22 protein-coding genes are annotated in these 26,338 nt (G+C 45.8%); 10 read left to right on the top strand and 12 right to left on the bottom strand.

The genetic code is table 11. The annotated features are described in order from the left end of the window. Positions 1-313 precede the first annotated feature (313 nt). The 3 genes from QUB51_RS01535 to QUB51_RS01525 all read right to left on the bottom strand — a co-directional run bounded on the left by QUB51_RS01535 (position 314) and on the right by QUB51_RS01525 (position 2,857). A complete protein-coding gene (locus QUB51_RS01535) occupies positions 314-1,006 on the bottom strand; it encodes a hypothetical protein (RefSeq protein WP_333259483.1) in 693 nt (230 codons plus the stop codon). 191 nt (positions 1,007-1,197) lie between these two features. Further along, a complete protein-coding gene (locus QUB51_RS01530; RefSeq protein WP_333259486.1) occupies positions 1,198-1,983 on the bottom strand; it encodes a PP2C family serine/threonine-protein phosphatase in 786 nt (261 codons plus the stop codon). Positions 1,984-2,194: 211 nt separating this feature from the next. Beyond that, the gene (locus tag QUB51_RS01525) at positions 2,195-2,857 is read right to left on the bottom strand and encodes a VWA domain-containing protein (protein WP_333054290.1); all 663 of its coding nucleotides are present in this window, start codon (positions 2,855-2,857) and stop codon (positions 2,195-2,197) included. A 247-nt stretch (positions 2,858-3,104) separates the two neighbouring features. On the opposite strand from QUB51_RS01525, the gene QUB51_RS01520 reads away from it, so the two are divergent. Beyond that, positions 3,105-3,707, top strand: a complete 603-nt coding sequence (locus QUB51_RS01520; protein WP_333259489.1) for a Uma2 family endonuclease — start codon at positions 3,105-3,107, stop codon at positions 3,705-3,707. A gap of 52 nt (positions 3,708-3,759) precedes the next feature. Then, positions 3,760-4,014, top strand: a complete 255-nt coding sequence (locus QUB51_RS01515; RefSeq protein ID WP_333054293.1) for a DUF6737 family protein — start codon at positions 3,760-3,762, stop codon at positions 4,012-4,014. Positions 4,015-4,299: 285 nt separating this feature from the next. Here the strand turns inward: QUB51_RS01515 and carB are convergent, their stop codons facing one another. Together carB and QUB51_RS01505 are read right to left on the bottom strand one after the other, a co-directional pair. Further along, on the bottom strand, positions 4,300-7,611 hold the full coding sequence (gene carB / locus QUB51_RS01510; protein ID WP_333054411.1) for a carbamoyl-phosphate synthase large subunit: 3,312 nt from the start codon (positions 7,609-7,611) through the stop codon (positions 4,300-4,302). A 589-nt stretch (positions 7,612-8,200) separates the two neighbouring features. After that, positions 8,201-8,440: a hypothetical protein gene (locus QUB51_RS01505; protein ID WP_333054294.1), complete on the bottom strand. Its 240-nt coding sequence runs from the start codon at positions 8,438-8,440 to the stop codon at positions 8,201-8,203. A gap of 657 nt (positions 8,441-9,097) precedes the next feature. Here QUB51_RS01505 and QUB51_RS01500 point away from each other — a divergent pair. From QUB51_RS01500 to QUB51_RS01485, 4 genes are all read left to right on the top strand, one after another. Further along, positions 9,098-9,355, top strand: coding sequence for a hypothetical protein (locus QUB51_RS01500; RefSeq protein ID WP_333070949.1), 258 nt, complete (start codon positions 9,098-9,100; stop codon positions 9,353-9,355). Beyond that, positions 9,348-10,571: a murein transglycosylase A gene (locus QUB51_RS01495; RefSeq protein WP_333259494.1), complete on the top strand. Its 1,224-nt coding sequence runs from the start codon at positions 9,348-9,350 to the stop codon at positions 10,569-10,571. The genes QUB51_RS01500 and QUB51_RS01495 overlap by 8 nt, the downstream gene beginning before the upstream one ends. Before the next feature lie 397 nt (positions 10,572-10,968). Next, a complete protein-coding gene (locus QUB51_RS01490) occupies positions 10,969-11,685 on the top strand; it encodes a tetratricopeptide repeat protein (protein WP_333207920.1) in 717 nt (238 codons plus the stop codon). A gap of 223 nt (positions 11,686-11,908) precedes the next feature. Next, the gene (locus QUB51_RS01485) at positions 11,909-12,796 is read left to right on the top strand and encodes an ROK family protein (RefSeq protein ID WP_333054299.1); all 888 of its coding nucleotides are present in this window, start codon (positions 11,909-11,911) and stop codon (positions 12,794-12,796) included. 241 nt (positions 12,797-13,037) lie between these two features. Here the strand turns inward: QUB51_RS01485 and QUB51_RS01480 are convergent, their stop codons facing one another. From QUB51_RS01480 to QUB51_RS01465, 4 genes are all read right to left on the bottom strand, one after another. Further along, a complete protein-coding gene (locus QUB51_RS01480; protein WP_333149438.1) occupies positions 13,038-13,460 on the bottom strand; it encodes a hypothetical protein in 423 nt (140 codons plus the stop codon). Positions 13,461-14,089: 629 nt separating this feature from the next. Continuing rightward, complete coding sequence (locus QUB51_RS01475) at positions 14,090-15,748, bottom strand: CTP synthase (RefSeq protein ID WP_333207921.1); 1,659 nt, start codon at positions 15,746-15,748, stop codon at positions 14,090-14,092. Positions 15,749-15,848: 100 nt separating this feature from the next. Continuing rightward, positions 15,849-17,030 carry a transposase gene (locus tag QUB51_RS01470; protein ID WP_333054304.1) on the bottom strand — a complete coding sequence of 394 codons (1,182 nt, stop codon included), beginning with the start codon at positions 17,028-17,030 and terminating at the stop codon, positions 15,849-15,851. Between the two features lie 131 nt (positions 17,031-17,161). Next, positions 17,162-18,166, bottom strand: a complete 1,005-nt coding sequence (locus QUB51_RS01465) for an Rpn family recombination-promoting nuclease/putative transposase (protein WP_333259498.1) — start codon at positions 18,164-18,166, stop codon at positions 17,162-17,164. Positions 18,167-18,481: 315 nt separating this feature from the next. On the opposite strand from QUB51_RS01465, the gene QUB51_RS01460 reads away from it, so the two are divergent. From QUB51_RS01460 to cutA, 3 genes are all read left to right on the top strand, one after another. Next, positions 18,482-20,953 carry a VIT domain-containing protein gene (locus tag QUB51_RS01460; protein WP_333232926.1) on the top strand — a complete coding sequence of 824 codons (2,472 nt, stop codon included), beginning with the start codon at positions 18,482-18,484 and terminating at the stop codon, positions 20,951-20,953. 253 nt (positions 20,954-21,206) lie between these two features. After that, positions 21,207-22,103, top strand: a complete 897-nt coding sequence (locus tag QUB51_RS01455) for a pentapeptide repeat-containing protein (protein WP_333054310.1) — start codon at positions 21,207-21,209, stop codon at positions 22,101-22,103. 196 nt (positions 22,104-22,299) lie between these two features. Beyond that, positions 22,300-22,620: a divalent-cation tolerance protein CutA gene (gene cutA, locus QUB51_RS01450; RefSeq protein ID WP_333207924.1), complete on the top strand. Its 321-nt coding sequence runs from the start codon at positions 22,300-22,302 to the stop codon at positions 22,618-22,620. A 67-nt stretch (positions 22,621-22,687) separates the two neighbouring features. Here the strand turns inward: cutA and QUB51_RS01445 are convergent, their stop codons facing one another. Together QUB51_RS01445 and QUB51_RS01440 are read right to left on the bottom strand one after the other, a co-directional pair. Continuing rightward, positions 22,688-23,227, bottom strand: coding sequence for a DUF2231 domain-containing protein (locus QUB51_RS01445; protein WP_333207926.1), 540 nt, complete (start codon positions 23,225-23,227; stop codon positions 22,688-22,690). Between the two features lie 51 nt (positions 23,228-23,278). Continuing rightward, complete coding sequence (locus QUB51_RS01440) at positions 23,279-23,557, bottom strand: hypothetical protein (RefSeq protein WP_333207928.1); 279 nt, start codon at positions 23,555-23,557, stop codon at positions 23,279-23,281. Positions 23,558-23,767: 210 nt separating this feature from the next. Between QUB51_RS01440 and QUB51_RS01435 the strand changes: the two genes are divergently transcribed. Further along, the gene (locus QUB51_RS01435) at positions 23,768-24,940 is read left to right on the top strand and encodes an FAD-binding oxidoreductase (RefSeq protein ID WP_333207930.1); all 1,173 of its coding nucleotides are present in this window, start codon (positions 23,768-23,770) and stop codon (positions 24,938-24,940) included. 279 nt (positions 24,941-25,219) lie between these two features. On the opposite strand, the gene QUB51_RS01430 is transcribed toward QUB51_RS01435, so the two are convergent. Continuing rightward, a complete protein-coding gene (locus tag QUB51_RS01430) occupies positions 25,220-26,338 on the bottom strand; it encodes an ATP-binding protein (protein WP_333207932.1) in 1,119 nt (372 codons plus the stop codon).

Genomic DNA, 26,338 nt, shown 5'->3' with positions numbered 1-26,338 from the left:
CAATTTCACCGCAATTAAATCAAATCTCAATTCAATTTAGGCAGACTTGCTAGTTATTTCACCCGATTGATTGCTGCGGTAAATGTTCCCATTGCTTAGCCTTCGTATCAAGCACCTCTTGCCTGTGTCTGGCAAACCCCTCCCGGAGACAGAAAAGGGGAGGAAAAATCTTGCTCTGTTTTCCCTTTTCCAGAATCTGTCTGGGGACTAGGCTGTTGCCCTTCTCGAAAATTGTGCAATATGTGAGTTAGTCAAATTTTTTTTCACAGAGTTTGGAGCAGTCGAACTATTCTCAGCAGCAGATATGCTTGATTTACGGGAACTTGAGGTAACGACCTGCGGGCAAATTATCACTATTATATAATGCTATATTAACTAACTGATTCAGGAAATTTGCATCGTTTTTATCATAACTTAAAAATAATCCTCTGTCAATCCCCCAATCTTGAAGAGTTTGTTGCCAATTATGATATTTTTGTTCAGAGAATTCATCCGAAAGAGTTGTGACTTGAATGCAGAGGGGCTGCTGTTGGCGGCTACTAACGATCGAATCGGTTGCCATAGAAAGATCTGCAACATATCGATACAAAACAGTGCCTTGGCGATCGACTATTCGGGCTGCGATCGCTCGAATGACGAGATCGTCAGCCGGATCGAATTGGCCGGCCTTGAGTTTTTGTTTCCAGATGTAAAATTTGCGATCGTTTTCGCTCAGCCATTTAGGAAATAGATAGCTGTACCAATACCTTTCCCCCGGCGTCATTAACTCAAACGCGGCTTGCTGTTCTCTTTCCGAAGGTAGAGATTGAACTGCCAGCCAAACCTGAGAATCTCGGATAAGCTGCAGCAAAAAAGCCATCACAAATTTTTTAGCAGTTAGCGAACCGGGTTTAACATCTTTCACCCAGCGATTGATTTCATCCAATCTTCTCGCCAAACTCGGATCTATTGGATCTGCGGCGCTAATTAGGGAGTTGAGCTTATCCTTAATCTCTTGTGCTTGCAAACGACGACCTACTGTACAGACTAAAGCAGAATTGTTGACACCTCGATTTTATTATAGAACCGCGCCAAATTTTCACCGCTGATGAGGTTGAACGCATTAGACTTGTTGCAAAATTCAGAATCGGAAATTTTTAACCGCAGATCGACGCCAATTCACCCAGATGGGTATTGGCTGTGGCAAAATGTTTATTTTTAATTGTCCTGTGCCTCCGAACTCGAAAAAGTTGCTAGCAATAATGTTAAGTCATCATCGGTGCGTTCGGAAACGCGGGGCGATCGCAAAAATGACTCTAACTGCTGTTTCGCATCTTCTTCTTCTTTCCACTCGCCCGAAAACCGAAACAAAGGCGCAAAAAACGGCTTGTGCGGCGTGCCTTCTGGGATTTTGAGGGCTAGCATTTGCAACCCGTCGGAAAACACGGCTAAGTGCTGCAGTTTTTCCCGCAGTACCTGAAATTGCGCTGTTTCAATTGCATTCGGCGAAATCAAAAAGATAGTTTCGTTGATGTATTCGCCACAGGGGGGTACTGTCAGGGCGATCGCATTTCCTGCACTATCACCTGCTACCGCCGCACCGTCGCCGATTTGAGCAACGGCGATTAATTCCGGCGTAGCAACAACAGCAATTAAAGTGCAGGCTAAATCTCTCGCAGCCACTTCCCGCACTGCCGCTTCTGCTTCCACCTGCGCCCGCGCAACTTGCAGTGATGCTGTCAAGAATACCTGCCATTCATCGTCATTTTGAGGCAGCCTTTCCTGTTGCTGGCAAATCGTTTCGACAACCGCTTCCACAGCAATTTTTGCCCCAACTTCTGCGAGTGCTGCCGAGCCCGCACCATCGGCAACCGCTGCCGCTAAAACACCGTTTGGCAAGAGACGCCAGCAGTGGGCATCTTGACAAGGCTGCGATCGTTTTTCGTGGCTCGTACCTATCACCGATGCCGCTACAACTTGCCAATTAAAGGATGAATTCTGCATTAATAACTCTTTAACTCAAAACTTCGTAAATTCACAACTATGCAAAGTCTGGACGGGTTTATTTATCCCTAATTAGGTAGGGCGATGCACACCACACTTTACTAATTTGGTAGGGCGATGTACACCACACATTACCGCTTGTCACATACTAATGACCAATGACCAATGACCAATGACCAATGACCAATGACCAATGACCAATGACTAATGACTAAACAGTTCCCCATCCGGGTGGGGGCAGTGCTACTTGTTCATCAATTTTTGAGTGAGAAACTCTCTGCATACTAGCCGACAGCCAGATGAACATCTCTCTAAAGTCTAATCCTCTCAATTTTACAGGCGTGCGCTCGACAATTTGCGCGAGACGAGGAATATTAGCACCTTCCACTCCGACTGCAAAAAATGCCACGCGCTTGTTAATTTCTTCCTCTTTAATCCGCTGTGCTGCTATTTCCACAACATCGTCGGATTCACCTTGAGGTTCGCCGTCAGTAATCATAAATACCCACGGGCGGTAGTAGGTAATGCCGTTGTTGCGGTATTCCGATTTGCGGGCCGCAATGGTATCTAATGCTAGCTGAATGCCGGCGCCCATGTGGGTTTGTCCTTGAGCTGTCAGCAGTGGCGTCTCGAACTGGTCGGCGGTAACGAAGTCTTGCACGATTTTGATTTGATTGTCAAATGAAATAATCGCGACTTCGACTCGCTTTTTAGCTAGTTCGTCTTTAATTAGGTCATTCCTAAAAATTTCCAGCCCCTCATTCAAGGCATCTATGGGTGCGCCTTGCATGGAGCCGGAGGTGTCCAGCAGGAGGACGCAGGGACAGCGCGGCTCTGGGTTTTCGGCAAATTCTACGGCTTCGTCTAGTCTCATGGTTCGGGGTTGACCTGGGAGTGGCTCGATTTCTAGGTTTGTTACTTTCTACCCTAGCAAGTAGGTGACATATTTAACTCAATCTGCCCGCTGGCGATCGTATTTTACCATTTACGTGAATCGATTTTTGATTTTTGATTGTATATTTTAGATTTTAGAATTGGATGTCTGCCGTCAAAAAAACAAAATTCTTCCTGCCTGTGGTAATATAGGCTAATAGTATTACTGCAAAATAAGGATAAATCTTATGATTGCAACAGTCACACAGCAATTAACCTTTGACCAATTCCTTGTAGAATGTCCAGAAGATGGACGTTATGAACTGGTAAATGGAGAAATAGTAGAGATGAATTCCACAAGAAATCATGATGATGTTGCTAATTTCCTGTTATTTGGCTTCAACGATGAAATCCGGCGACTAAATTTGAATTATGTAGTCAACACTACAGCCGTTATCAGAACTGTAAGTAAAGCCGGCATCGAACAAGGGCGGAGACCGGATGTCAGCGTCATCGATCGCGATTTGTGGCGATCGAACCGTTCTGCTTATGCTGCAATGCGGGAACCAATTCAACTGGCAGTGGAAGTAACATCAACAAATTGGGAGGACGATTATATAGACAAATTGGACGAATATCGGCGCCTCGGAATTCCTGAGTATTGGATTGTCGATTATTTAGCAATTGGCAGCAGGGAATTTCTGGGAAATCCCAAAATTCCAACTGTATTGGTTCACCTTTTGGATGCAGATGGCAATTATCAAAGAAGCGCGTTTAAAGGCAGCGAACGAATTGTGTCGCGGACTTTTCCCGAATTAACGCTGACAGCAGAAGATGTGATGAATGTTTAACTTCGGTTAATCCAGCTACCCAGACTATTATCCCTAAAAAATTACTAAAAATATGAAATCTATTTCTGATAATAAACTTTCTAATCAAAAAGCTATTAGTCCTTGGAGTTACAAACCTTGGTGGTGTCAGCCTTGGTCGATTCTTTTAACTGGTACTAGCCTGATTAGCGGTAGTTGGTTTTTATTAAAAACTGTTTGGATAACGGTTTTAGTCGCGATTCCTTTATTAGCTTGGATGGGCTTTTTCTTGTTAGTTTGGCCGAGGTTGATGCTGTCTAGCGGAGTTTTGGATTCCGATGCAGATTAGGTTTTGGTGACGCGCACCTTATGTTTAGGGTAAGGTGCGCGGTCATTGGTGTGAACTTAACGTTAAACCCTCAGTCCGGCAGGGTTTGAAACAACAGCCTCAAAGCGAAAGTCCTCGCTATGAAGACTAATGAGTTCTTCAGTCCTCTTTGAGAGGACTTTCGCTATCAGACAGGGAATTCATTCCCTGGCGGACTGCCGGGTGAGCCGGAGGACTGGCGGACTAAAAGCTTCAGTTGACACTAATAGTGCGCCCTGCACACCCTACCTTTGAGTGTTTCCCAGTCTAGGCTTGCGGGTAATAGTCTTGAATTGCTTTTACTTCCATCGGGTGAGATTTGAGCGATCGAATTCCCGCTGCTGTCGCTTTGGCACCGGCTATTGTGGTAATAATCGGGATTTTGTAAGTCAAAGCTGTGCGGCGGATAAAGATTCCGTCGGCCCGGGATTCTTCGCCGGAAGGTGTGGTGATAATTAGTTGAATTTTCTCATTTTTGATCGAATCCAACAAATTCGGCCGCCCTTCGTGCAGTTTCAATTCCAAATCTACCTCTAAACCTTGCTCTCGCAAAACTTTGCGTGTCCCGTGAGTTGCGACTACTCGGAAACCCAATTCTAAGAATTCCTTGACAACGGGTACAACTGCTAGTTTGTCCCGATCGCGCATCGAAACCAACACGGTTCCAAACAGCGGCATCATTTGTCCAGCACCTAATTGAGCTTTGGCAAATGCTTTACCAAAATCGGTGTCAATTCCCATGACTTCGCCGGTCGATCGCATTTCTGGCCCTAACAAGGTATCAGTTCCTGGGAACTTAGCAAAGGGCAATACAGCTTCTTTTACCGAAACATGAGTGGGTATAATCTCTTCAGTAAAACCCAAAGCTTCTAGAGTTTTGCCAGACATGACTCGCGAGGCCATTTTTGCTAAGGGAACTCCGATCGCCTTGGAGACAAAAGGCACTGTTCGAGAAGCGCGCGGGTTAGCTTCCAAAATGAAAACTTCTTCCCCTTGAACGGCAAATTGAATATTCATCAACCCGATTACTTTCAGGGATTTTGCTAATTCTACAGTCCAGCGACGGATTGTTACCAAAGCTGCATCAGAAAGTGTTTGGTAAGGGATAGAACAAGCAGAGTCGCCGGAGTGGATTCCCGCTTCCTCAATGTGCTCCATAATACCGCCGATCGTCACATTGCCAGTAACATCGGCGATCGCATCGACATCAACCTCGATCGCATTCTCCAAAAACTTATCAATTAAAATCGGATGATCGGGTTCTACCAGCACGGCATAGGTCATGTAACGTTCCAATTCCGTATCGGAATAAACAATTTCCATGGCTCGGCCGCCTAATACGTAACTCGGTCGCACCACTACCGGATAACCTATGCGTTGAGCTACTATTAAAGCATCCTCAAAACTACGGGCCAAACCGTTAGCAGCTTGCTGAATATCCAACTCGCGCAGAATCTTTTCAAATCGCTCCCTGTCTTCAGCAGTATCAATGGAATCCGGCGAAGTACCCCAAATTTTTGTTTGTACATCGGGGTGATTTTCGAGGGCTTTTTGTAAAGGAAGCGCTAATTTCAGTGGGGTTTGTCCGCCAAACTGAATAATTATTCCCTCTGGATTTTCGGCTTCGATGATGTTGAGAACATCTTCTTTTGTTAGCGGTTCAAAATACAGGCGATCGCTCGTATCGTAATCCGTCGAAACCGTTTCCGGGTTCGAGTTGACCATAATTGTCTCAAAGCCATCTTCTCCTAGGGAATAGGAAGCGTGACAACAGCAGTAATCAAACTCAATTCCCTGTCCGATCCGGTTGGGCCCGCCACCTAAAATCATCACTTTTCGCTTGGTAGAAGGCAAAACTTCCGACTCCGGCGCGAGACTGTGGCCCACAGGCGAAACTTTCTTTTCTTCATCGCCCAATTCCCAAATAGCCGCACCCGCTTCGTAGGTGGAATAATAATACGGTGTAAACGCTTCAAATTCAGCGGCACAGGTATCGACTGTTTTGTAAATCGGAATGACGCCTAACTGTTTGCGGTAAGCGCGAACTTGATCTTCCGATGTTTTGGTGGCGTAAGCAATTTGGCGATCGCTAAAACCCAACTGCTTTACTTCAAACATTGTCTCTTTTGTCAACTGTTCCAACCGCGTTCGTTTCAAGAACTTCTCAGTTTCCAGCAATTCCTGCATTTTATCCAAAAACCAAGGATCGATTCCTGTAAACTCGAAGATATCTTCCACCGACATTCCCATCATCATCGCGTGGCGAACTGTAAAAATGCGATCGGGATTTGGCGTCCGCAATCCGGCGCGAATTTGTTCCAAACTCGGCAACTTTTCCGGTTTGTCGCAGCCGAAACCCGCGCGGCCTGTTTCCAATCCCCGCAGGGCTTTTTGGAAGGATTCGTTGAAGCTGCGCCCGATCGCCATTACCTCCCCAACTGACTTCATTTGCGTTGTCAGAGTCGGTTCGGAACCGGGGAACTTTTCAAAGGCAAATCGGGGAATCTTCGTCACCACGTAGTCAATTGTCGGCTCAAAAGACGCCGGAGTTTTCTTGGTGATATCGTTGGAAATTTCGTCTAGGCTGTAACCTACCGCTAATTTTGCCGCCATTTTGGCAATAGGGAAACCAGTTGCTTTCGAGGCCAAGGCGGAGGAACGGGAAACCCTAGGGTTCATTTCAATAACGATGAAATCTCCGTTGACTGGATTGACGGCAAATTGAATGTTGGAACCGCCGGTTTCAACTCCGATTTCGCGAATAATTTTCACCGAAGCATCTCGCAGGCGCTGATATTCTTTGTCTGTGAGAGTTTGCGCCGGGGCGACGGTGATCGAATCGCCGGTGTGGACGCCCATCGGGTCGAGATTCTCGATCGAACAAATAATCACTACATTATCTGCCAAATCTCGCATTACTTCGAGTTCGTACTCTTTCCAACCAATCAAAGATTGTTCGATCAAAATTTGCGAGACTGGACTGGCATCAATCCCGCCTTGTGCCATTTCTTCAAATTCTTCTTGATTGTAAGAAATGCCGCCTCCCGTGCCGCCCATTGTAAAAGCAGGACGAATAATTAACGGATAACTGCCGATTTGGTGACCAATGGCTTTGGCTTCGTCGAGAGTGTTGGCAATTCCCGAAGGGCAAACGGCGACACCAATTCGCGCCATCGCTTCCTTAAATAATAGCCGATCTTCTGCCATTTCAATTGCTGGCAATTTAGCACCAATCAACTCGACGTTGTATTTTTCTAAAACGCCATTTTTAGCGACGGCAACTGCTAAATTTAGCGCCGTTTGACCGCCCATAGTCGGTAAAATTGCTTGAGGTCTTTCTTTAGCGATGATTTGTTCGAGGATGGCCGGCGTTAGAGGTTCGATGTAAATGCGATCGGCAGTTTCCGGATCGGTCATAATCGTTGCCGGGTTGGAATTCACCAACACTACTTCAAAACCTTCTTCTCGCAAAGCTTTGCAAGCTTGTGTCCCTGAATAGTCAAATTCGCACGCTTGACCGATAACAATTGGGCCGGAACCAATGAGAAGAATCTTTTTTAAGTCTTGACGACGGGGCATAGGTTCGTAATTGGTAATTGGACAAGGTTGAGGATTAATTGATATTTTGCATCACTCTTAGAAACAGGCTTTCTAAGCTGTTCCCCCAAAAGCTTACTCAAAAAAGTGCAAGTTTTGTTGTTAATTTGAAATTGTGCACCATTCTCAGCCTTTTGGAAGCAGAACCTAGCAACTCCGGCCCACAGACACCCCCAGCTAACCAGAAATATTGATGAGAAAAGGGTGCAGTCGATCGGTAAATCAAGACTATTTTAAGTGTTGCGGTCAAATCGTGTTCTAAAATACACAATCCATTTATTCCGCCAGATTAATCATTGTAGGGACACTCCAAGAAGCCATTGGTGTCAACTTAACGTCAAACCCAATCACAGACTGTTGTTTGAGTATTAAATCTAGATCCCCCCTAGCCAACCCCTACTCCCCTTAAGAAGGGGGGGACAAGAGTCTTCTCAAAGTCAACCCCTACTCCCCAACAATCAGGGGGATTTAGGGGGATCTAGACTTAGCTAAAAGCTAGATTTATCAATGGTTTCAGGCGATTGTTGACACAACGAAAGACACGGTTTCCCTACCGTATTTCACCCTATTTTTAGGCTTTGCGCGATCGGCGAATGAGTACGCTTATAACTTGTCCCGGCTGTGCGCCTCGCTGGGGCGGACTCCAATCCCCGACGGCGGCAAATCCCAGTCGGTACAAGGTGTGGATGGTTTCTAACACGGCGGCGCGGGAACCGACAACCGTTATCCGCACGACTTCCTGTTCGGATACTGCTGAGTCGTCATTTGGACGCGCGGAAAAGTTATCGTCAGGCACGAATTCCTGTGACATAATATGATCTCCTGGTTTTTGGTTTTCTAGGAAAACCCAAAAACCCAGCCGCCCCGCACGTTAACACAGAGCAGGGCGGCTACAGAGAATGTTAGAATTCTCCATTAGCCTCCATACTGCTTACTCAGTTTGGCGGTAGCTGTCCATTGCTGCTGGTAACAGCTTTGGGCAGTGCAACTAGATTTTTGAGCGACGCGGGCTGCTTCCTCCTTGAGGAAAGCAGCCTTATTTTCACAGCGTAGCCGCAGAGGGGGGCCGCCGTCAATCGATTTTAGATTTTAGATTTTAGATTTTAGATTGGGGTTTTCCTCCTGCAACTCAATCGATTTTAGATTTAAGATTTAAGATTGAGATTTTCCTGCAACAACTCTCTGGTCTCTCCCACCCTCCCCTTCTCCCACTCTCCCACTCTCCCCCTCTCCCCCTCTCCCTCTCCCCCCCTCTCCCTCTCCCTCAATCCAACCCACTAGATGAGGGAATGCGCCGAGGAAGGGGTAAAATATGGAATCGTTCCAAAAGCTTAAAATCAAAAATCTAAAATACAGATATGCCTACAACTCAAGTGCGAATATTCCTTGCACCTGCTGCTTGAAGGCAACCACATCAATTTTTGATTTTTGATTTTTGATTGTCCTCCAACAACTCTCCCCATCTGCTATGCCTAGAACACCAAGCGAATATTCCGTACACCTGCTGCTTGATGGCGGCCACCGCGAAGAAGTGCGTTTCGCAACCCTGCAAGATTTTCAAAAGTGGTACAGCAGTACGCTGGTGCCGAAACAAGATTCAAGAGAATTTCTTAACGTCCCGATTAAAAATATTCAAGGCGAATACATGGTAGTTCGGCCTACCAGTGTTCTCGCAATTCGCGTAGAACCGATATTTACTTCTAGCGTCGAACGATACGATGAATAAGGAAAATAATCAATTGAGTAGGGAAGATTGGAAATTGAGCAAGATTTTTCGCTATCAGCTATTAGCGATCGCCTGTTGCGTTTTGGCGATCGCTTTTTCGGTGCCAGCCGTTGCAGTTCCGTCGCTGCAACCAATTAGTATAAATCAATTGCAAGCGAGTGAGTTGGAGTCGATCGCCTTTGACGCTCAAATCTGGGGCGAAAATGGCAAACCGGGCGATAAAGAATTGCTGTTAAGGTCGATCGACCACAGCCTGCGCTATCTCAATACATCAGCCGCCGCCACTGCTTACAGCCGCTATCCAGTAGCAGGAGTTACGCGCGATCAAGTCCGCCGTTCCCTCGATCGATTCCGCCAATTAGTTGTCAGTTCCACAACCCCAGCACAACTTCAGGAATCTGTCAAGCGCGAATTTGTATTTTACAAATCCACGGGCAAAGACGGCAAAGGAACAGTAGCATTTACAGGTTATTTCGAGCCGACTTACGCAGCATCTCGGACGCCGAATTCCGAATACCGTTATCCCCTGTACCGGATGCCGCCAAACATGGCATCTTGGCCGAAACCTCACCCGACAAGATTGCAATTAGAAGGCGCAGATGCTTTGCAGGCAAGTAAAGGATTGCTGCGAGGATTAGAATTAGTTTGGTTGCGCGATCGATTCCAAGCATTTCTCGTGCACGTCCAAGGTTCTGCGAGATTGCAACTAACAGATGGTAGCGAGATGACCGTCGGTTTTGCAGGCAAAACCAGTCACAGTTATACAGGAGTCGGACGAGAATTAGTTAAAGACGGAAAGTTTACTTTAGAAGAGTTAACTTTGCCGAAACTAAGGGAATATTTTACCAACTTTCCCGCAGATATGAACAAATATTTGCCGAAAAATGAAAGCTTTGTATTCTTCCGGGATAGTAATGGAGCTCCAGCCACAGGAAGCATTGGAGTGCCAGTAACTGCCGAAAGGTCGATCGCCACGGACAAAGCCTTAATGCCACCAGGTGCGCTAGCATTAATTAGTACAAAACTCCCTTATCCGAATGCGGCAGGACAACTCGAACAAAATGCCGTGAATCGGTACGTTTTGGATCAAGATACTGGCGGCGCAATCAAAGGCGCGGGGAGAGTTGATGTATTTATGGGAACGGGGGATTTAGCGGGCGATCGGGCCGGTTATATCAACTCAACAGGAGAACTGTATTATCCGCTTTTAAAGTAGGAACAAAGCGAGTGGCCAGAAACCGGGTTTTTACAAAAAATATTCGCGATAATCCGCAGATTAGGAAAAAACCCGGTTTCTTCGATATTCACTCTATCTACGGTATTTGGTAATATGGGTTAGTTGGTTGGGTAGGGGCGGGTTTATAAATATTTGGGATGGGAATTATAGATTGTGGGCGAACCCGCCCCTACGGTATTTGATAATAAAATAATACATCTAAAATAGCAAAATTGGTAGGGCGGGTTAGCCGAAATTTATATCATCAAATAGCATAATTCATCAACCCGCACCCACCGATCCCAGATACTCAAACACCCGCCCCTTTCCCATCGCAGATACCGACAAACCTGTCCGCATTCGTATAAAATAGAAACAACCCAACCCATCCCCACAAATGCTAAACAAAATTTGGCAATTCCTCAAACGACTCATCCAGCGCCTATTAGGAACCGCACCCCCACCACCGCCGCCACCACCTGCGCCCCGCCCCACCCAAACTGACGCGGAATACGAGTCGAAATTCATGGAAATCCTGGAAGGGGTGAATGTCGGTTGGAGTCGAGGAGATGTAGCGGGATTCTTAATCGCAAAACGCCTTAAAGATGGTGAATTGGCTGCTTGGCTGCGACGGTTTGGGACTCGATTGTTAGAGGGGGAAAACCTGCAGGGCGGGCACGGGGGCACCGCCCCTACGGATGCGGTGGCATCGCTTCAGGAATTGGCGCAGCGGCTGGTTTTGTTAGGTAGAATTGGCAGCGGGGAATTGTCAGAGGTGGCGAGGAGAATTGGGCGGGAGATATTGACACGGTTTCCGCTGCCGGAGGTTGAGGAGGAGGAGACAAAGGGGATGGTAATTGAGGCGGTGTTTGTTGGGGATGGTTTGGGTTTTTCTGGGGAAGGGAACCGCAGAGGCGCTGAGGCTGCGGAGGCAGAATCGGAAGTTAATGTAGAGGCGAAAGCGTGGTGCGATCGAGGGAATGAGCAGTATAATTTAGGAAGATTTGAAGATGCGATCGCATCTTATACCCAGGCAATTGCTCTCCAACCAGACTATCACGATGCTTTGCACAACCGAGAGGTAGCGCAACGTAAGTTAGGCGAAATTAAATAGGCGAACTCGCTGGTATCCATAATTTTTGCTAGGAATTGCGATCGGTATGATAGTATTAATAATTAACCCATTTTTTGTCGCTAAGTATTATAGACTAAAATAGAAGTTGGAGGATTTAAATTATCACTACAAACTTACTTGGTAATGTGTACAGTCCGCACCTTAAAATATGTTTATCCTATGAGGATTAATCCCAAATCCTTGCATCCAAAACTCAAATCGAATGACACAAGTAATCGGCATTGACTTAGGCGGAACCGCAATTAAACTCGGCAGATTTAGCGAAGACGGCATTTGTCACCAATCCTTAACTGTTCCAACTCCTCAACCGGCAACGCCAGAAGCCGTTTTAGCTGCGATGACCGATGCTATTTTACAACTGAATCCGGTGGAAAATGCTGTAAGTGCGATCGGCATCGGCACTCCAGGCCCTGCAGACGCCGCCGGCCGCATAGCCAGAGTAGCAATTAACCTCAAAAACTGGCATAACGTCCCCCTCGCTGACTGGTTGGAAGCTAAAACCGGACTGCCGACAATATTAGCAAATGATGCCAACTGTGCCGGATTGGGAGAAGCTTGGTTGGGCGCAGGAAGGCACTTTAAAGACCTAATTTTAATAACTTTAGGTACAGGAGTCGGCGGTGCAGTTATCCTAGACGGCAAACTATTTGTAGGTCATCAAGGCGCGGCCGGAGAACTAGGATTGATTACTATAAATCCCGACGGCCCGGAGTGCAACAGCGGCAATCGCGGTTCTTTAGAACAGTACGTTTCGGTGCAAGCAATTCGCCGCGAAACGGGTTTGGAACCGCTAGAATTAGCAAATCTAGCTAAGTCGGAAGATGCCAAAGCTTTAGAATTTTGGCAAAATTACGGGCGCTATCTGGGTATCGGTTTGGCAAGTCTCATTTATATTTTGACGCCGGAAGCTATTATTATCGGCGGTGGAATTAGTGCAGGTGCAGAATTTTTCTTGCCGAAGGTTCGACAAGAAATTGAGCAACGTGTACTGCCGAGTTCTCGCGAGGATTTACAGTTATTGGTGGCTGAATTGGGCAATCAAGCAGGCATTGTAGGGGCAGCAAAATTAGCTTGGCAGCTTGTTCAATAGTTAAAATTTCAAAAAGCAGCGCAGTTTATTGCGCTTTTTTCATATCTAAACTTAGGGTGCAACCTAAGCACCTTACCCCAAAAAAAAATAAAATGAATGTTAGGATTTACTAAAAATAGTCTTCCTTCCTCCTTCATTGTTCATACTTATAACTAATGACTAATGACTAATGACTAATGACTAATGACTAACAACTAACGACTAATGACTAATGACTAACAACTAATGACTAATGACTGCTTCATGGCAGAGATTGTCCAGTGGTATTTTTAATGTATTCCTGAATTTCTTGATAAGTTTCCGGGTTGTTTTGGCGCAGGATAATAATATTAGTTGCGCTGTCCGGCAGGCAAAAGCTTAGCCGACCGTTCTGTTCGCAAGCAAAAGAGCTAATTCGACTCATATCGATCGCAAATTCTTTGCGGTCATAATGAATTTTAATCCACGAACCTCTCGAATTGCGATCGATGGTTTTTTTGAGGTAATCGAGAACTTGCTTGTAAGCCTCAGAATTGCCTTGGGGATTGAGGATAATCGGCTGACTGCTATTAGGCAGCCAAAAGGTGAGACGCTTGTTATCCAGTTCGCTAGAAAAAGCACTAATAGTGTCAAGGTCAATTATGTATGTACTTTTCTCATAAGTAATTTTGCTCCAATAAGCCACAAAGCCTCCTCAAACCTGTGTTTCCTGGTATTTTAGGATAGTTTGACAACTCATACCATTTTAGATTTTAGATTTTAGATTTTAGATTGGGCATGACTGATGACTATCGGGGTTGGGAAGTTGCCTAAAGTTACATTTTTTTTTACTGGTATCACCATTGAAATCCAAGCTAAAAAGTTAAGTAAAAATATCAGCATTTTTACCCAATACGCTTGGGTTAAAACTATTTATTCCGGGCGAGATCCCCCTAAATCCCCCTTCCCAAGGGGGACGCAAGAGTAAGTTCTTGTCCCACCCCCTACTCCCCTTTGTAGGGGCGGTGCCCCTGTGCCCGCCCTAGGCGCCAGGGGATCGAGCTTAACTGAACCGTATTGCATTTTTACCTTCTGCCTTCTCCCTTGTGGTACTAGCCCCCCAGCCCTAGCATAGGGGTTGGGGGGGAGGTTTTTCACTCGTTGAGAATGCTGCCCGATATCTAGTCCGATAAGTGCAACCCCTATCAAATCCTATTGGTCTGTTGGGCGGGTTTTGTAATGTCGATTGCCGGGGCGATTTGAATATTGTGTACTCTGAACCGCCCCTACAGACATCTAATATATCAGAACTAATCGATCGCACATGATATGAGATCAGTTTGCTGCAACTTTCTCGGCCACCAAGTCGCGATCCTCATCTTCTAAAACATCCTGCTTTCCCTGGATGCTAGCGGCCTGGATAAACCCTTGAAACAAGGGGTGGGGGGCGCTAGGTCGAGATTGGAATTCGGGGTGAAATTGGCAGGCTATGAAAAAGGGATGGTTGGGAAATTCGATCATTTCTACCAAGCGGCCGTCTGGAGATGTACCGGAGACTGCATAACCTGATTCTAAGAAAAGATTGCGGTAGGCGTTGTTAAATTCGTACCGATGGCGGTGCCGCTCGTAAATCACTTCTTTCTGATAAAGTTTGAAAGCTAGCGTGTCTGGGTTGACACGGCACGGATACAAACCCAGTCGCATTGTACCGCCCAAATCGACTACATCTTGCTGTTCTGGCAATAAATTAATTACCGGATTTGCTGTATCTGGGTTAAATTCAGCGCTGTTGGCATCCTCTAGTTGAGCGATGTTGCGCGCCCATTCAATCACAGCACACTGCATCCCCAAACACAATCCCAAAAATGGAATTTTGTGGTGTTTAGCATATTCGATCGCCGCTATTTTGCCGTCAACTCCCCGAACCCCAAAACCTCCGGGTACAAGAATGCCGTTGATACCTTTGAGATAATTATCGAGGTTTCCCGATTCTAAATCTTCTGAGTTAATCCAGTGTAAATTCAGGTCGCAGCCGATCGCAATTGCCGCGTGCCGCAAAGCTTCGACCACCGAAAGATAAGCATCGTTCAACCGCACGTATTTGCCAACTAAAGCAATATCAATTTTGTGATTGGGACTGTAAAGCCTGTTGACTAAAGTTTGCCACTGATGCAAATCTGGCTGGCGATGTTCGAGTTGCAGCAAATTGAGCGTTTGTTCCGCCAAACCTTCCTGTTCCATCATCAGCGGCACTTCGTAGATACTTTTAGCATCTTGAGCGGTGATGACACATTCTTCGGGGACGTTGCAGAATTCCGACAATTTCTGTTTCATGCCCAAAGACAGCGGGCGATCGCACCGACAGACTAAAATATCTGGTTGAATGCCGATCGACCGCAATTCCTTCACCGAATGCTGAGTCGGTTTAGTTTTCATCTCCCCAGCCGAAGGAATCCAAGGTATCAGCGTGACGTGCATATACACAACATTTTGCCGACCGACATCCTTGCGAAACTGGCGAATTGCCTCCAAAAACGGCAAAGATTCAATATCTCCCACCGTTCCGCCGATTTCCGTAATCACCACATCGGGATTGGTATTTTTTGCTACCCGGTGAATTCGATCTTTAATCTCGTTAGTAATGTGCGGAATCACCTGCACCGTGCTCCCCTGATACTCACCGCGGCGTTCTTTGTTAATCACCGCTTGATAAATGGAACCCGTGGTGACGCTATTGAGGCGAGACATGGAAGTGTCGGTAAAACGCTCGTAGTGCCCCAAATCCAAGTCAGTTTCCGCACCATCTTGCGTGACAAAGACTTCTCCGTGCTGAAACGGGCTCAGAGTGCCGGGGTCAACGTTAATATAGGGGTCTAGCTTCAAAATCGAGACTGAATAGTCCCGCGACTTTAATAGGCGGCCCAAGGAAGCACCGACAATTCCCTTGCCGATGCTGGAAACCACGCCACCAGTCACAAACACAAATTTGCTCATAGGATTTTCGACTTTAGATGTTTCAATGTCAGGTCAGACTCAAATGTGACATAGTTGACACTCCCGGTGCTAAAGCAGCGGGGATTCTTTGTTCGTAGACTCAACTTGCTTGCGACAGGATTTCTCCAGCCAAAGTAGAGGTCGAATCTCCCAAAGCGTTCGGGTCTTTGACCCAAGTTCCGGTATGCCCTACCGTACTCAAGGCTAATTTCAGGATATTAATCGCAGCATTCCAATCCCTATCCATAACGAACCCGCATTCACAAACATGGGTTCTTACGGATAGGGTTTTTTTTACGATTGCACCGCAGTTAGAACATTTTTGCGAAGTATATGCTGGATTGACGGCAACCGTCACCCGGTCAAATTTTACTCCAAAATACTCCAGCCACTTCCTGAATAGATACCAACCCGCATCATTGATCGATTTGGCGAGACAGTGATTCTTTACTAAGTTTTTAATCCTCAAATCTTCGTAGGCGACCAAATCGTTAGATCGGATTACGCAACGCGCCAGTCTCTTAGCGTGTTCTTCGCGTTGCCTACTTATTTTGAGGTGTACTCTTCCTAATCGATTAATTGCTTTCTTGCGGTTGGCAGAGCCTTTCTTTTTACGAGAAACGCGGCGCTGTCGAAACTTTAACCGTTTCTCAGTGGTTCGATAAAACTGGGGGTTTGGTTCAGAGTGACCGTTAGAGTCTGTATAAAACTCTTTGAGCCCTACGTCCAAACCGAGTGTTTTACCAGTCGGCGTCGTATCTACTTCGTTTTCAGCACCGATCAAAAACTGAACGTAGTAACCGTCAGCGCGACGGATCAAGCGTACCCGTTTTATTTGATCGAGCTGGTAGAAGTTTAGATCCCACGTTCCTTTTAGTTTGAGCTTACCAATTCCTTTCTTGTCAGTGAAAGTGATTTGCTTGCGGGTTTCTGAAAGTTTCCAGCCGCTCACTTTATATTCAACTGAGCGACAGTTTTTCTTAAAAGTCGGATAACCTTTCTTTCCGGGAAGAGCTTTCTTGCAGTTGTCGTAAAACCGAGCAATTGCAGAATAAGCTCTCTCGACTGACGCTTGGCAAGCACTAGAATTCAAGGTTTTGACGAAAGGAAACTCTTCTCTGAGCGCAGTGCTGTGCCGATACAAGTCTTTTTGCCCAACACCTCGGTTATCCATCCAGAAACGGATGCACTTATTCCGAACGAACTGAGCAGTCCTAATTGCCTCGTCTATTGCTGCGTACTGATTTGGTTTTCCTTTCGCCTTGAATTCTAGAACGAACATCTTACGTGGAAAATCGCTACGCTAAGATACTAACACTAAGCCGTTCTAAAAGGATGGGGCTTTAGACCCAAGTTTTTGGTAATCCATAAGGGCAACCACGGGGGATTGCCCCCTACACCCATTTGACCAAATTATTGACGATTGTTATGTGCTTGCAACCAAGTTGTCAAATCTGACAAACTGGCAAAGTCTAATAGTGCCTCTCCTAGATTCTCTAATTGCTGAGCGGATAACTGAGCTATGCTGGTTTTGAACTCCGGCGACAGCACGCCGACACTGCGCTCCAACTGACGAACAATTAATGTCATATTTCCTTGTTTGATGCCTTGTTCGATGCCTTGTTCGATGCCTTGTTCAATGCCTTGTTCAATGCCTTGTTCGATGCCTTGTTCGATGCCTTGTCTGATTCCTTGTTCTATCCCGATTCTGGTAGCTTTGGTAATTGCACCGCGCTGGTCTTGAATAAAAATTTCTCGCCTTTCTAAATCCTCCAATTCATCAGGATCGAGATTTGCTTCATTGGCAATTGTAAAAGCTTTGCGGAGTTCCGGTACATTTCCCAACTCTTCCGGCACAGACCTTAACGTGCGAGCGGTTTTCATGAAATATATCCACTTGTCAGTCAGAGTCTCTAATTCTGCTAAAGTCTTGTCAAATTTGGGCAACTCAACAAAGACAAATTCTAATTCATCCGCCAAATACTCGACTAAGTTGTTTTTTTCTTTGATACAAAACCGCGAAATTACTGTTTCCAGATGCTCAAACATTTGGAAATCTGTAATCGTCAACGCAATCACGGGATTTAAGAGGTTGTAGTTTTCTCCGCTTTTTAATTGCACTGAGTAAGCTTTGGTAGCATTGTATAAAATCCGCTTCTCAAAGGATTCTACATTCAATACCTGCATTTCAATTATCACAGTTTTGCTGCCACCAATTTTTGCTTTGACATCCAAGTAAGTATCTTTGACTCCTTTGATTTTGGGAGCTAAATAAGGGTCAAGAATTTCTAAATCTTCGATGACCGGCAGCGCTTCGTAGAGGATGGCATTTAAGAAGCTAATCAAAATGTCTTTGCTGTCAGCCGAGCCGAAGATTTTTTTAAATGCAAAGTCGGTTTTGGGGTTAATAAAATTCATGGCTTTTTCAATTTATTAGAGATTGAGAGGTTGAGGTTAGAGTTATTTAATTATTTAACTATCATACAATCTTCTAGGTTGGGTTCGCGGACGATCGCCCCAACCGACTTCACCCAAATACGGATGCAAGCCCACAGCAGTCTAGACAAAAGTTCCACTCCCCCATGAGCGCCTGTAGAGTTAATCTAAAATCTAAAATCTAAAATCAGCCCTACGCGCTCAGTCATTTTTCCCAAAAAGCTAACTGAGGAACGTTTCGGCAATGGTAAAGTCATGGTAAACAAAGCACCTCAAGTCTGCTAAAAAAAAACAGCTATGAAGTTTGTCTGCGTTCTATCCCCTCAACGGTTGCTTTGTACTGGTATCGCATTGCTCGCAGCCATCGAGTGTGGCGTGTGGCTCGCTCCCAATGGGGCGCGGGCAAATGCTCTTGGGGAAAATTATTCGTCTGTGTCGCCGAAAATCCTCGCTAGTAACGATGTTAATTGCAATGGCGGACGATCGCCCGAAACTCCCTGTCCAGTCGGCGGTTTGTTCGTCAAAACTCCCAACACGACGCCAGAACAAGTCTTTCCTCTGAAACAGACTGAAGTTAAAGCCAAAATAGCTGGCAATATCTCCCGCGTCGAAGTTGTTCAGAAGTTTGAAAATCCTTTTCCCGAATCTATAGAAGCTGTTTATGTATTTCCTTTGCCCGACGAAGCAGCGGTGGACGATATGGAAATTAAAATAGGCTCACGAACTATTAAAGCTGATATCAAACGCCGGGAGGAAGCTTTGGAAATGTACGAACAAGCCAGAAAGCAAGGCCGGAGTGCAGGTTTGTTGGAACAAGAACGATCCAATATTTTTACTCAGTCTCTGGCTAATATCAAACCGGGAGAAAAAATTGAAGTTACGATTCGCTACACCGAAAGTCTCAAATTTGTCGGCGGCGATTACGAATTTGTGTTTCCAATGGTGGTAGGGCCTCGCTATATTTCGGGAAATTCGACCGATGCCGATCGCATTAACCCGCCTGTTTTGCCTCCGGGAGCGCGATCGGGTCACAATATTGCTGTTTCGGTAGAAATAGATGCCGGAGTTGCGATCGGCGATGTCCGCTCTACTTCCCATCAAATTACAACTGACCGCAGGGGAAATATTGTGCAAGTCCAATTAGCCAATTCTGACACAATTCCCAATAAAGATTTAATTTTGCGCTATCGAGTGGCGGGCGAAAATACGCGCGCAACTGTCTTGACTCAATCCGACCAGCGGGGCGGTCATTTTGCTACTTATTTAATTCCGGCATTAAATTACAAAAATAATGAAATTGTACCTAAAGATGTCGTGTTTCTGATGGATACTTCCGGTTCTCAAAAGGGCGAGCCACTAGCAAAATCTAAGGAGTTGATGCGCCGCTTTATTCAAGGGTTGAATTCCAACGATACTTTTACTATTATTGATTTTGCCAACACTACGCAAGCGCTTTCAACTACTCCTTTAGCGAATACGGCAGAAAATCGACAAAGCGCAATTAATTATATCGAAAAGTTGCAGGCTAACGGTGGCAGTGAACTGCTTAACGGCCTTCAAGCAGTGATGAATTTTCCGGCGGCGGCTACGGGAAGGCTGCGGAGTATTGTATTAATTACGGATGGTTACATTGGTAATGAAAATGAAGTGCTGGCTCTGGTTCAGCAGAGTCTGAAACCAGGAAATCGACTTTATAGTTTTGGTGTTGGCGGTTCGGTGAATCGGTTTTTGCTCAACCGTTTGGCGGAAGTGGGAAGAGGCACTTCTCAAGTAATTCGTCAAGATGAACCGTCGGCAGAAGCGACAGAAAAGTTTTTTCGTGAAATTAATCGTCCGGTATTGACTAATATTCAAATTAGTTGGGAAGGAGTGGGGGAAAAACCGGAGATTTATCCGATCGCGCCCCCAGACTTGTTTGCGAGTGGGCCACTGGTTTTGTTTGGCAAAAAGGCCGATCGAACTAACGGCCAACTTCGCATCCGCGGCACTCTTGCAGGTGGCAAAGCTTACGAGCAAGTTTTACCTGTTAATTTTGCTCAATCCGGCGGGCGGCAGCGAGAGTCTACTTCCGTCGCAGCAACCGCTACGGATTTTGGCAATCCGGCGGTAGCTCAACTTTGGGGGCGATCGCGCATTAAAGATTTAATGAATCAAATGTTTGGTGGCGAGACTAAATCTCTGGTGGAAGCTGTGACTAATACTGCTCTGACTTATCGCTTGCTGTCGGAATACACGGCTTTTGTGGCTGTGAGCGAAGAAGTGCGAGTGGAACCAGATGGATCTCGTCGCCGCGTGCAAGTGCCTGTGGAATTGCCGCAGGGTGTCAGCTACGAGGGTATTTTCGAGTCGGGAGGGGAAGAGCCAACTAGGGGCGGCACTCGCAGCGTTACCTCGACTCGCAACTCGGCACCGGTGAGTCCAGCTCCTGCTATGGCGCAGCAGCAAGGTTACGGTGAGTTGCAACGCCCGAAGCCTTTGGCTTCTCGCCTCCAAGTAGTTAGCGTCGAAGGGTTGGATGCCGGGGCGATCGCGGCTTTGAGTCAATACCTGCAATCTGTTAATCTCCCGGCGGGGGTTAGCGGTGAAACGGTGTGGAAGTTATTGGTACAAGACGGCCGCGTTGCCCGATTGGCGCTCGACACTAAAACCTCGACGCTGCAAGCAACAGACGCCGTAGAAACTCTCAAGAGGGCCTTGAGTTCCTGGCAACCTCCTGCAGGATTCAAGGGCACGCTGCGCCTGAAGTTGCGAATTACAGGCGATCGTTAAGGAATGACTATCTATGTCAAGAAACATTAATTTTTAATTCAAAAATACCGAAACTGGGATCGCTACCGCGAGGAAGATATAAAATCTTTATTAAGAGATTGCCTTTAAACAGAAAGTGATGTTAATGAAATTTATACCGTTTGAGGCAAACGCTAAAACAGTTTCCTTTCTGAAACAGTTTCCTTTCTGAAACAACCTTAACAGTAAAGATTTCTGGATCGAAACCCCCCAATCATAGAAGGTATGATGCCCTATGGAAGTTAGCGAACTGCTCAACAATTACGAAAAAGGAGAAAGAGACTTTACTGGAGCCGACCTCAGCGGGAAAGACCTCAGCGGAGCAATCTTAATCGGAGTCAACCTTTCGCGAGCTAATCTTTCCGGGGCGAACCTCAGTAGGGCGTTTCTCACCAAAGCAACACTCAAAGATGCACAGATGCACAGAACAAATCTGAGTTTTGCCAAAATGGGTGAAACCCAACTCTCTGGTGCAGATTTGACAAAAGCTAATTTGAGTGGAGCTTTTTTGGTAAAAGCAAAAATGCCCAAGGTAAAGTTAAGCGGCGCAACTTTAACTGGCGCAAACCTGCGGGGTGCTGTGTTGTGGAATGCCAATTTGTGCAGCGCCGACTTGCAATTAGTTAACTTGCTGGGCGCGAATCTGACGGGAGCTAATTTTAAGTGGGCCAACCTTTACGGTGCAAGGCTCAATAGTGCAAAACTTTTTGGAGCTCAATTAACCGGAGTCAGTCTGCGACGAGCGCAGTTGACAGGGGTGAATCTTTGCGGTGTAGATTTGAGCGGCGTCAACGTGAGCGAAGCTAAACTCATGGGAGCTAATTTGGAAGGCTCGAATTTGGCGGGGGCGAATTTCAGCGCGGCTCAGTTGCGTGGGGTGAAGTTGGCGGGTGCAAACTTAACCGGGGCTAAGTTGAGGGGAAGTTGTTTGAGAGGGGCAAATCTGAATTGGGCAAAGTTGTCTCAAGCAGATTTGATGGCGGCAGATTTGAGCGAGGCGACGTTAATAGGAACTAATTTAGATAATGCTTTGTTGACGGGAGCTATTTTGCCGGAATCTACTAGGCGCTATTTTTCCTTAGCTGGGGCTGGCAGAGTCAATTCTTGGGAAGTTAATGAGATTAACGGTTGATTGTTGACTGTTGACTGTTGACTGTTGACAATTCCCGCATCCAGGATACCCGCCACGTGATTCATCTGTCCAGAAATAAAAAACCTGTATCCGATAAAGGATCCCCCGAATTTATCTCGCGCAAGTCAATGCTAAAATCGAAAATCGAAAATCTAAAATCTAAAATCTAAAATCGATTGACTGTTCACTGATTACTATGACAATTAATTTTGGGGTGGTGCTGGTAACTGCGGCATCGGAGGCGGAAGCGGAGAATCTCGCGAAATCTCTAATTGAAAACAAGCTGGCTGCTTGTGTGAGTTTGTCACCAATTCGCTCGATTTATAGTTGGCAAGGCGAGATTCATTCCGAGTCAGAGTGGCAGTTGCTGATTAAAACTGATTTGGCTAAATTTGAGGCTTTAAAAACAAAAGTTCAGGAACTCCATTCCTATGAAGTTCCCGAAATTATTGCTATTCCTATTATCGCTGGCAGCGATGCTTATCTCAATTGGCTGGGACAATCTTTAAGTTTGTAGTCAAGATTTTAGTCCTAAATTATCCAATGAAGAGGGACGGAATTCCCTACTAAAAATGGTCAGAAACCTAGGAATTATGACTGGTAGGGCCGATGACGCCGATTTTGTGGCGAAAACTTAGTTCGCCGCCGAACCAGCCTGTAACGCCCAGCAAAGTTGCTACGACGATCGATATTGCTAAACCTGTGTATACGATCGGCTCCGCCGGATTTTCTTGTCGCAATAGCAAGTTAATCAGGGTAAGTACCATAACCGCCACATTGCCGCCCATGTGCAACCAACCGGCACTGCGATCGCGCACTCTTTTAACTTTGAAAAAATCTAAAAAGCCCGTGATTGCGGCCAAAATCCCCGCAGCGAAACCCACACCCATCAGCCAAACCGAAGCTCTCGCCCAAAACGGATCGCTTGTCAGCCAATAACCGATGTCCGTGCCGGCGGCTCCTACTAAAAAGGCTACCGGAAAGATGACGATGATGGGGTGGATGGGATGGCCTGCAACTGAAAGCGTACTCGTAATACCGGCGTCGCGGTACTCTGTATCGTGACTTTCTAGAATCGGCGGAAGATTGGGATAGGGCGTACTATTTCTGGGATTTGTTTCCATGATTTCTACGATAACTTTTGTACAAAAAAACCCGTTTTTATTGGATTGAACTTAATCCCAAACCCGTTCGCCATTTTCGTCAACGCGGGCCTGCCGAATTACGTCAGAAATTTCGTCGGCGTCTTTGACGTGGTGCAAAGCTTTCTTTTCCCCGTCTGGTTCTTCGACGATTACATAAGTTGGAACTGTAACTGTATCTCCCACGATGTCGGGTACGTGGTCTACCGCTAGTTGCTGGGCTTTTTCTTCAATGGTTTGCGGTTGGTCGGAAATACGATCGCCCGGATTGACCGTGCGCTCCATATCTTTGCCTGGTTTGTCGATACTCATAAAAACCTCTCTGGTATTTCTAATTTTTTGCTGACTCTAATTCCTACTATTGAACGAAAAATATCTCTACGCAAACATCTCCCGACGGGTGGAAGTTTCAGTTAGGGCGATCGCAGACAGCCTCTTCCTGTAGGTAGAGGTTTTTCGATTTGTTCCGAAAAAACTAAGCTAAAATCTAAGCATGATATTTTCCTTCCCTTTGAGTTGCCCATGAAAAGTTACGATTGGATTGTTGTCGGCGGTGGCATTACGGGTGCGTCACTGAGTTACGAACTGGCAAAAAAAGGTTTTGCTGTGCTGCTTTTGGAACGAGATGCTACCATGCAAAATGCTACTCGTTTTAGTTATGGCGGCTTGGCTTATTGGTCGGGAACGACTGATTTAACTCGGCAATTGTGTCGGGAAGGTATCGAACGCCACCGCCATTTATCGGCCCAATTAGATGCTGATACTGAGTTTCGCGAGTTAGATTTGTTGCTGACAATTGATGCGGGCAATGATGTAGAAAAAGTGGCGGCTAATTACGCGCAATTTGCGATCGTTCCGCAGCTTTTGAGTGTTGCAGAAGCTGGCGAGTTGGAACCTTTGTTGAATAAAAGTGCGATCGCCGGAGCTCTGACTGTGCGTCACGGTCACATTTCGCCGACTGCCACAAATAAAGCTTATTGTCAAGGGTTTCTGCGGTTGGGAGGAACTATAGAATTTGCTGAAGTAATTGGGTTTATAGAAGAGGGAAATCGGATTTCGGGAGTTAAGACGGTACAGGAAAGTTATGCCTGCGAAAATACGGTTATTTGTGCTGGAGGTTGGAGTCGGAGTTTACTGAAAGCCGCTGGTGTTTCTGTGGGAGTTTATTTTACTCGCACGGAGATTTTGGAAACTGCACCTGTGGATTTGAAACTCAGAACTTTGGTGATGCCTGCGGTATTAAAACGTTTTGAATTGGAAGCTGAATCGAGTAGAAATGAGGTGGATTTTCTTTGGGATGAACCTGGTAAAGAGTTGCTGTCACCGATTTTAGATTCGGGTGCCATTCAATTTAATGATGGCAGTTTGCGGATCGGGCAATTGTCGCGCACTTTGAGCGATTTGAATGCTAAAGTCGATCGAGAAACCAGCGAAACGGCAATTCGTGCAGGAATCGGCAAGGTTTTGCCTGATTTGGCAGGTTTACCTGCAACTTGGCACGAGTGTAGTGTGGCATTTAGCGCTGATAATTTGCCTGTAGTGGGGCCGATCGCCGATCGCCCTGGATTGAACGTTTTTTCGGGTCTCAGCAATCCTTTGGCTATTGTACCTGCTTTGGCTGAGCGATTTGCTAATTGGGCGGGGGGAGAAGAAGATAGGGCGATCGAGCTTTTGTCTCCCGATCGATTTGCTTAAAAATGATATCATGTCCGGCCTGATTGAGACTTGTATGAATTTTGTAGGGGCGGGTTCACTAACAATAATTGCCTATAATCTACAATCTCATAAACCCGCCCCCCCGATACTTTTATCTCCTCTCAGTTGAATTGTCCGCGATGAAATTCTGTCGCGTGGTGGGGGCGGGTTTATGTAGATTGTTAGTCTGGATGATAGATTGTTGGTGAAACCCGCCCCTACAAGTATTGTGCTTATTTTACCGGACATGACTAATGACTACTGACGACTGACTACGGACTACTGACTACTAACTAAAAAAGGCAGGGCGACAATAAATGTAGTACCTTTGCCGATCGCACTTTCCACACTTATTGTACCGCCGTGCAGGTCAACTATGTGTTTGACAATGCAGAGTCCCAAACCCGATCCTTTAATGTTGCCTACATTAGCACCCCGTTCAAACTGCTGAAATAGTTTTTCTTGATATTCCGCTGTCATCCCAATTCCCTCATCTCGAACGCACAAAATTATTTGTTGGTTTTCGCAGCTTAACTCTAAACTGACATTGCCACCGTTTGGAGAATATTTAATGGCGTTGGAAAGCAAATTAGTCAGAAGGTGGTGCAGTAGTTTGGCGTCAAGATTGGCGTGCAGCGGATTTGTGTGACTGCGGAAATGTATTAGGTGTTTGTCGGTGACGATAGGTTGCAGTTCTTCTAAAATAGAATTGCATAAATCCGTCGCATTAATCGGATTTAAATTTAAGGAAATTTTGCCTGATTCGGCTTTGCTAAGCATTAAAATATCTTCCAGCAACCCACTCATATTACTGACGGCTTTTTTTATGCGATCGACATTTTTATGGGTGGTTCCGGCGCTTCTCTGCAAGTCGCTATCTTCTAGCATTTCCGCCGATAATTGTATGGTAGTTAAAGGAGTGCTTAAATCGTGGTAAGCCATTGAAATAAAGCGGGCTCTATTTTCGCTTTTTTCTGCTGCTAACGCCATTAAATTTTTCAAACTCACTGCTTCTTGATGTTTGCTCAGTGCTATCTTGATAGTGGCGTGCATTTCTCTTTCTTTAAAAGGTTTGAGCAGGTAGCCGTAAGAACCCGTATTTTCGGCTCGCTGCAAAGTTTCGTCGTCAGCATAGGCAGTTGTATAGATAATTGGTATATCTAATTCTTGATTAATTATTGCTGCTGTTTCTATGCCGTCAATGTCGCCTTTGATAACTATGTCCATTAAAATTAAATCTGGTCTTAGTTCGCGGGCGCGCTGGATGGCATCCGCTCCAGAAGAAACGATATCGGCAATTTGATATCCCAATTTTTCTAATTTAGGGGATAAGTTTTTAGCAATTAACAGTTCGTCTTCGACAATCAAAATCTTAATTGGTTTTTCGACCAAGCTCAT

This window comes from Microcoleus sp. AT8-A3, assembly GCF_036705675.1.
Taxonomy (GTDB): Bacteria; Cyanobacteriota; Cyanobacteriia; order Cyanobacteriales; family Microcoleaceae; genus Microcoleus.
Note: the sequence above shows the minus strand (reverse complement) of the source record. Positions and strands in the feature narration are given on the sequence as shown.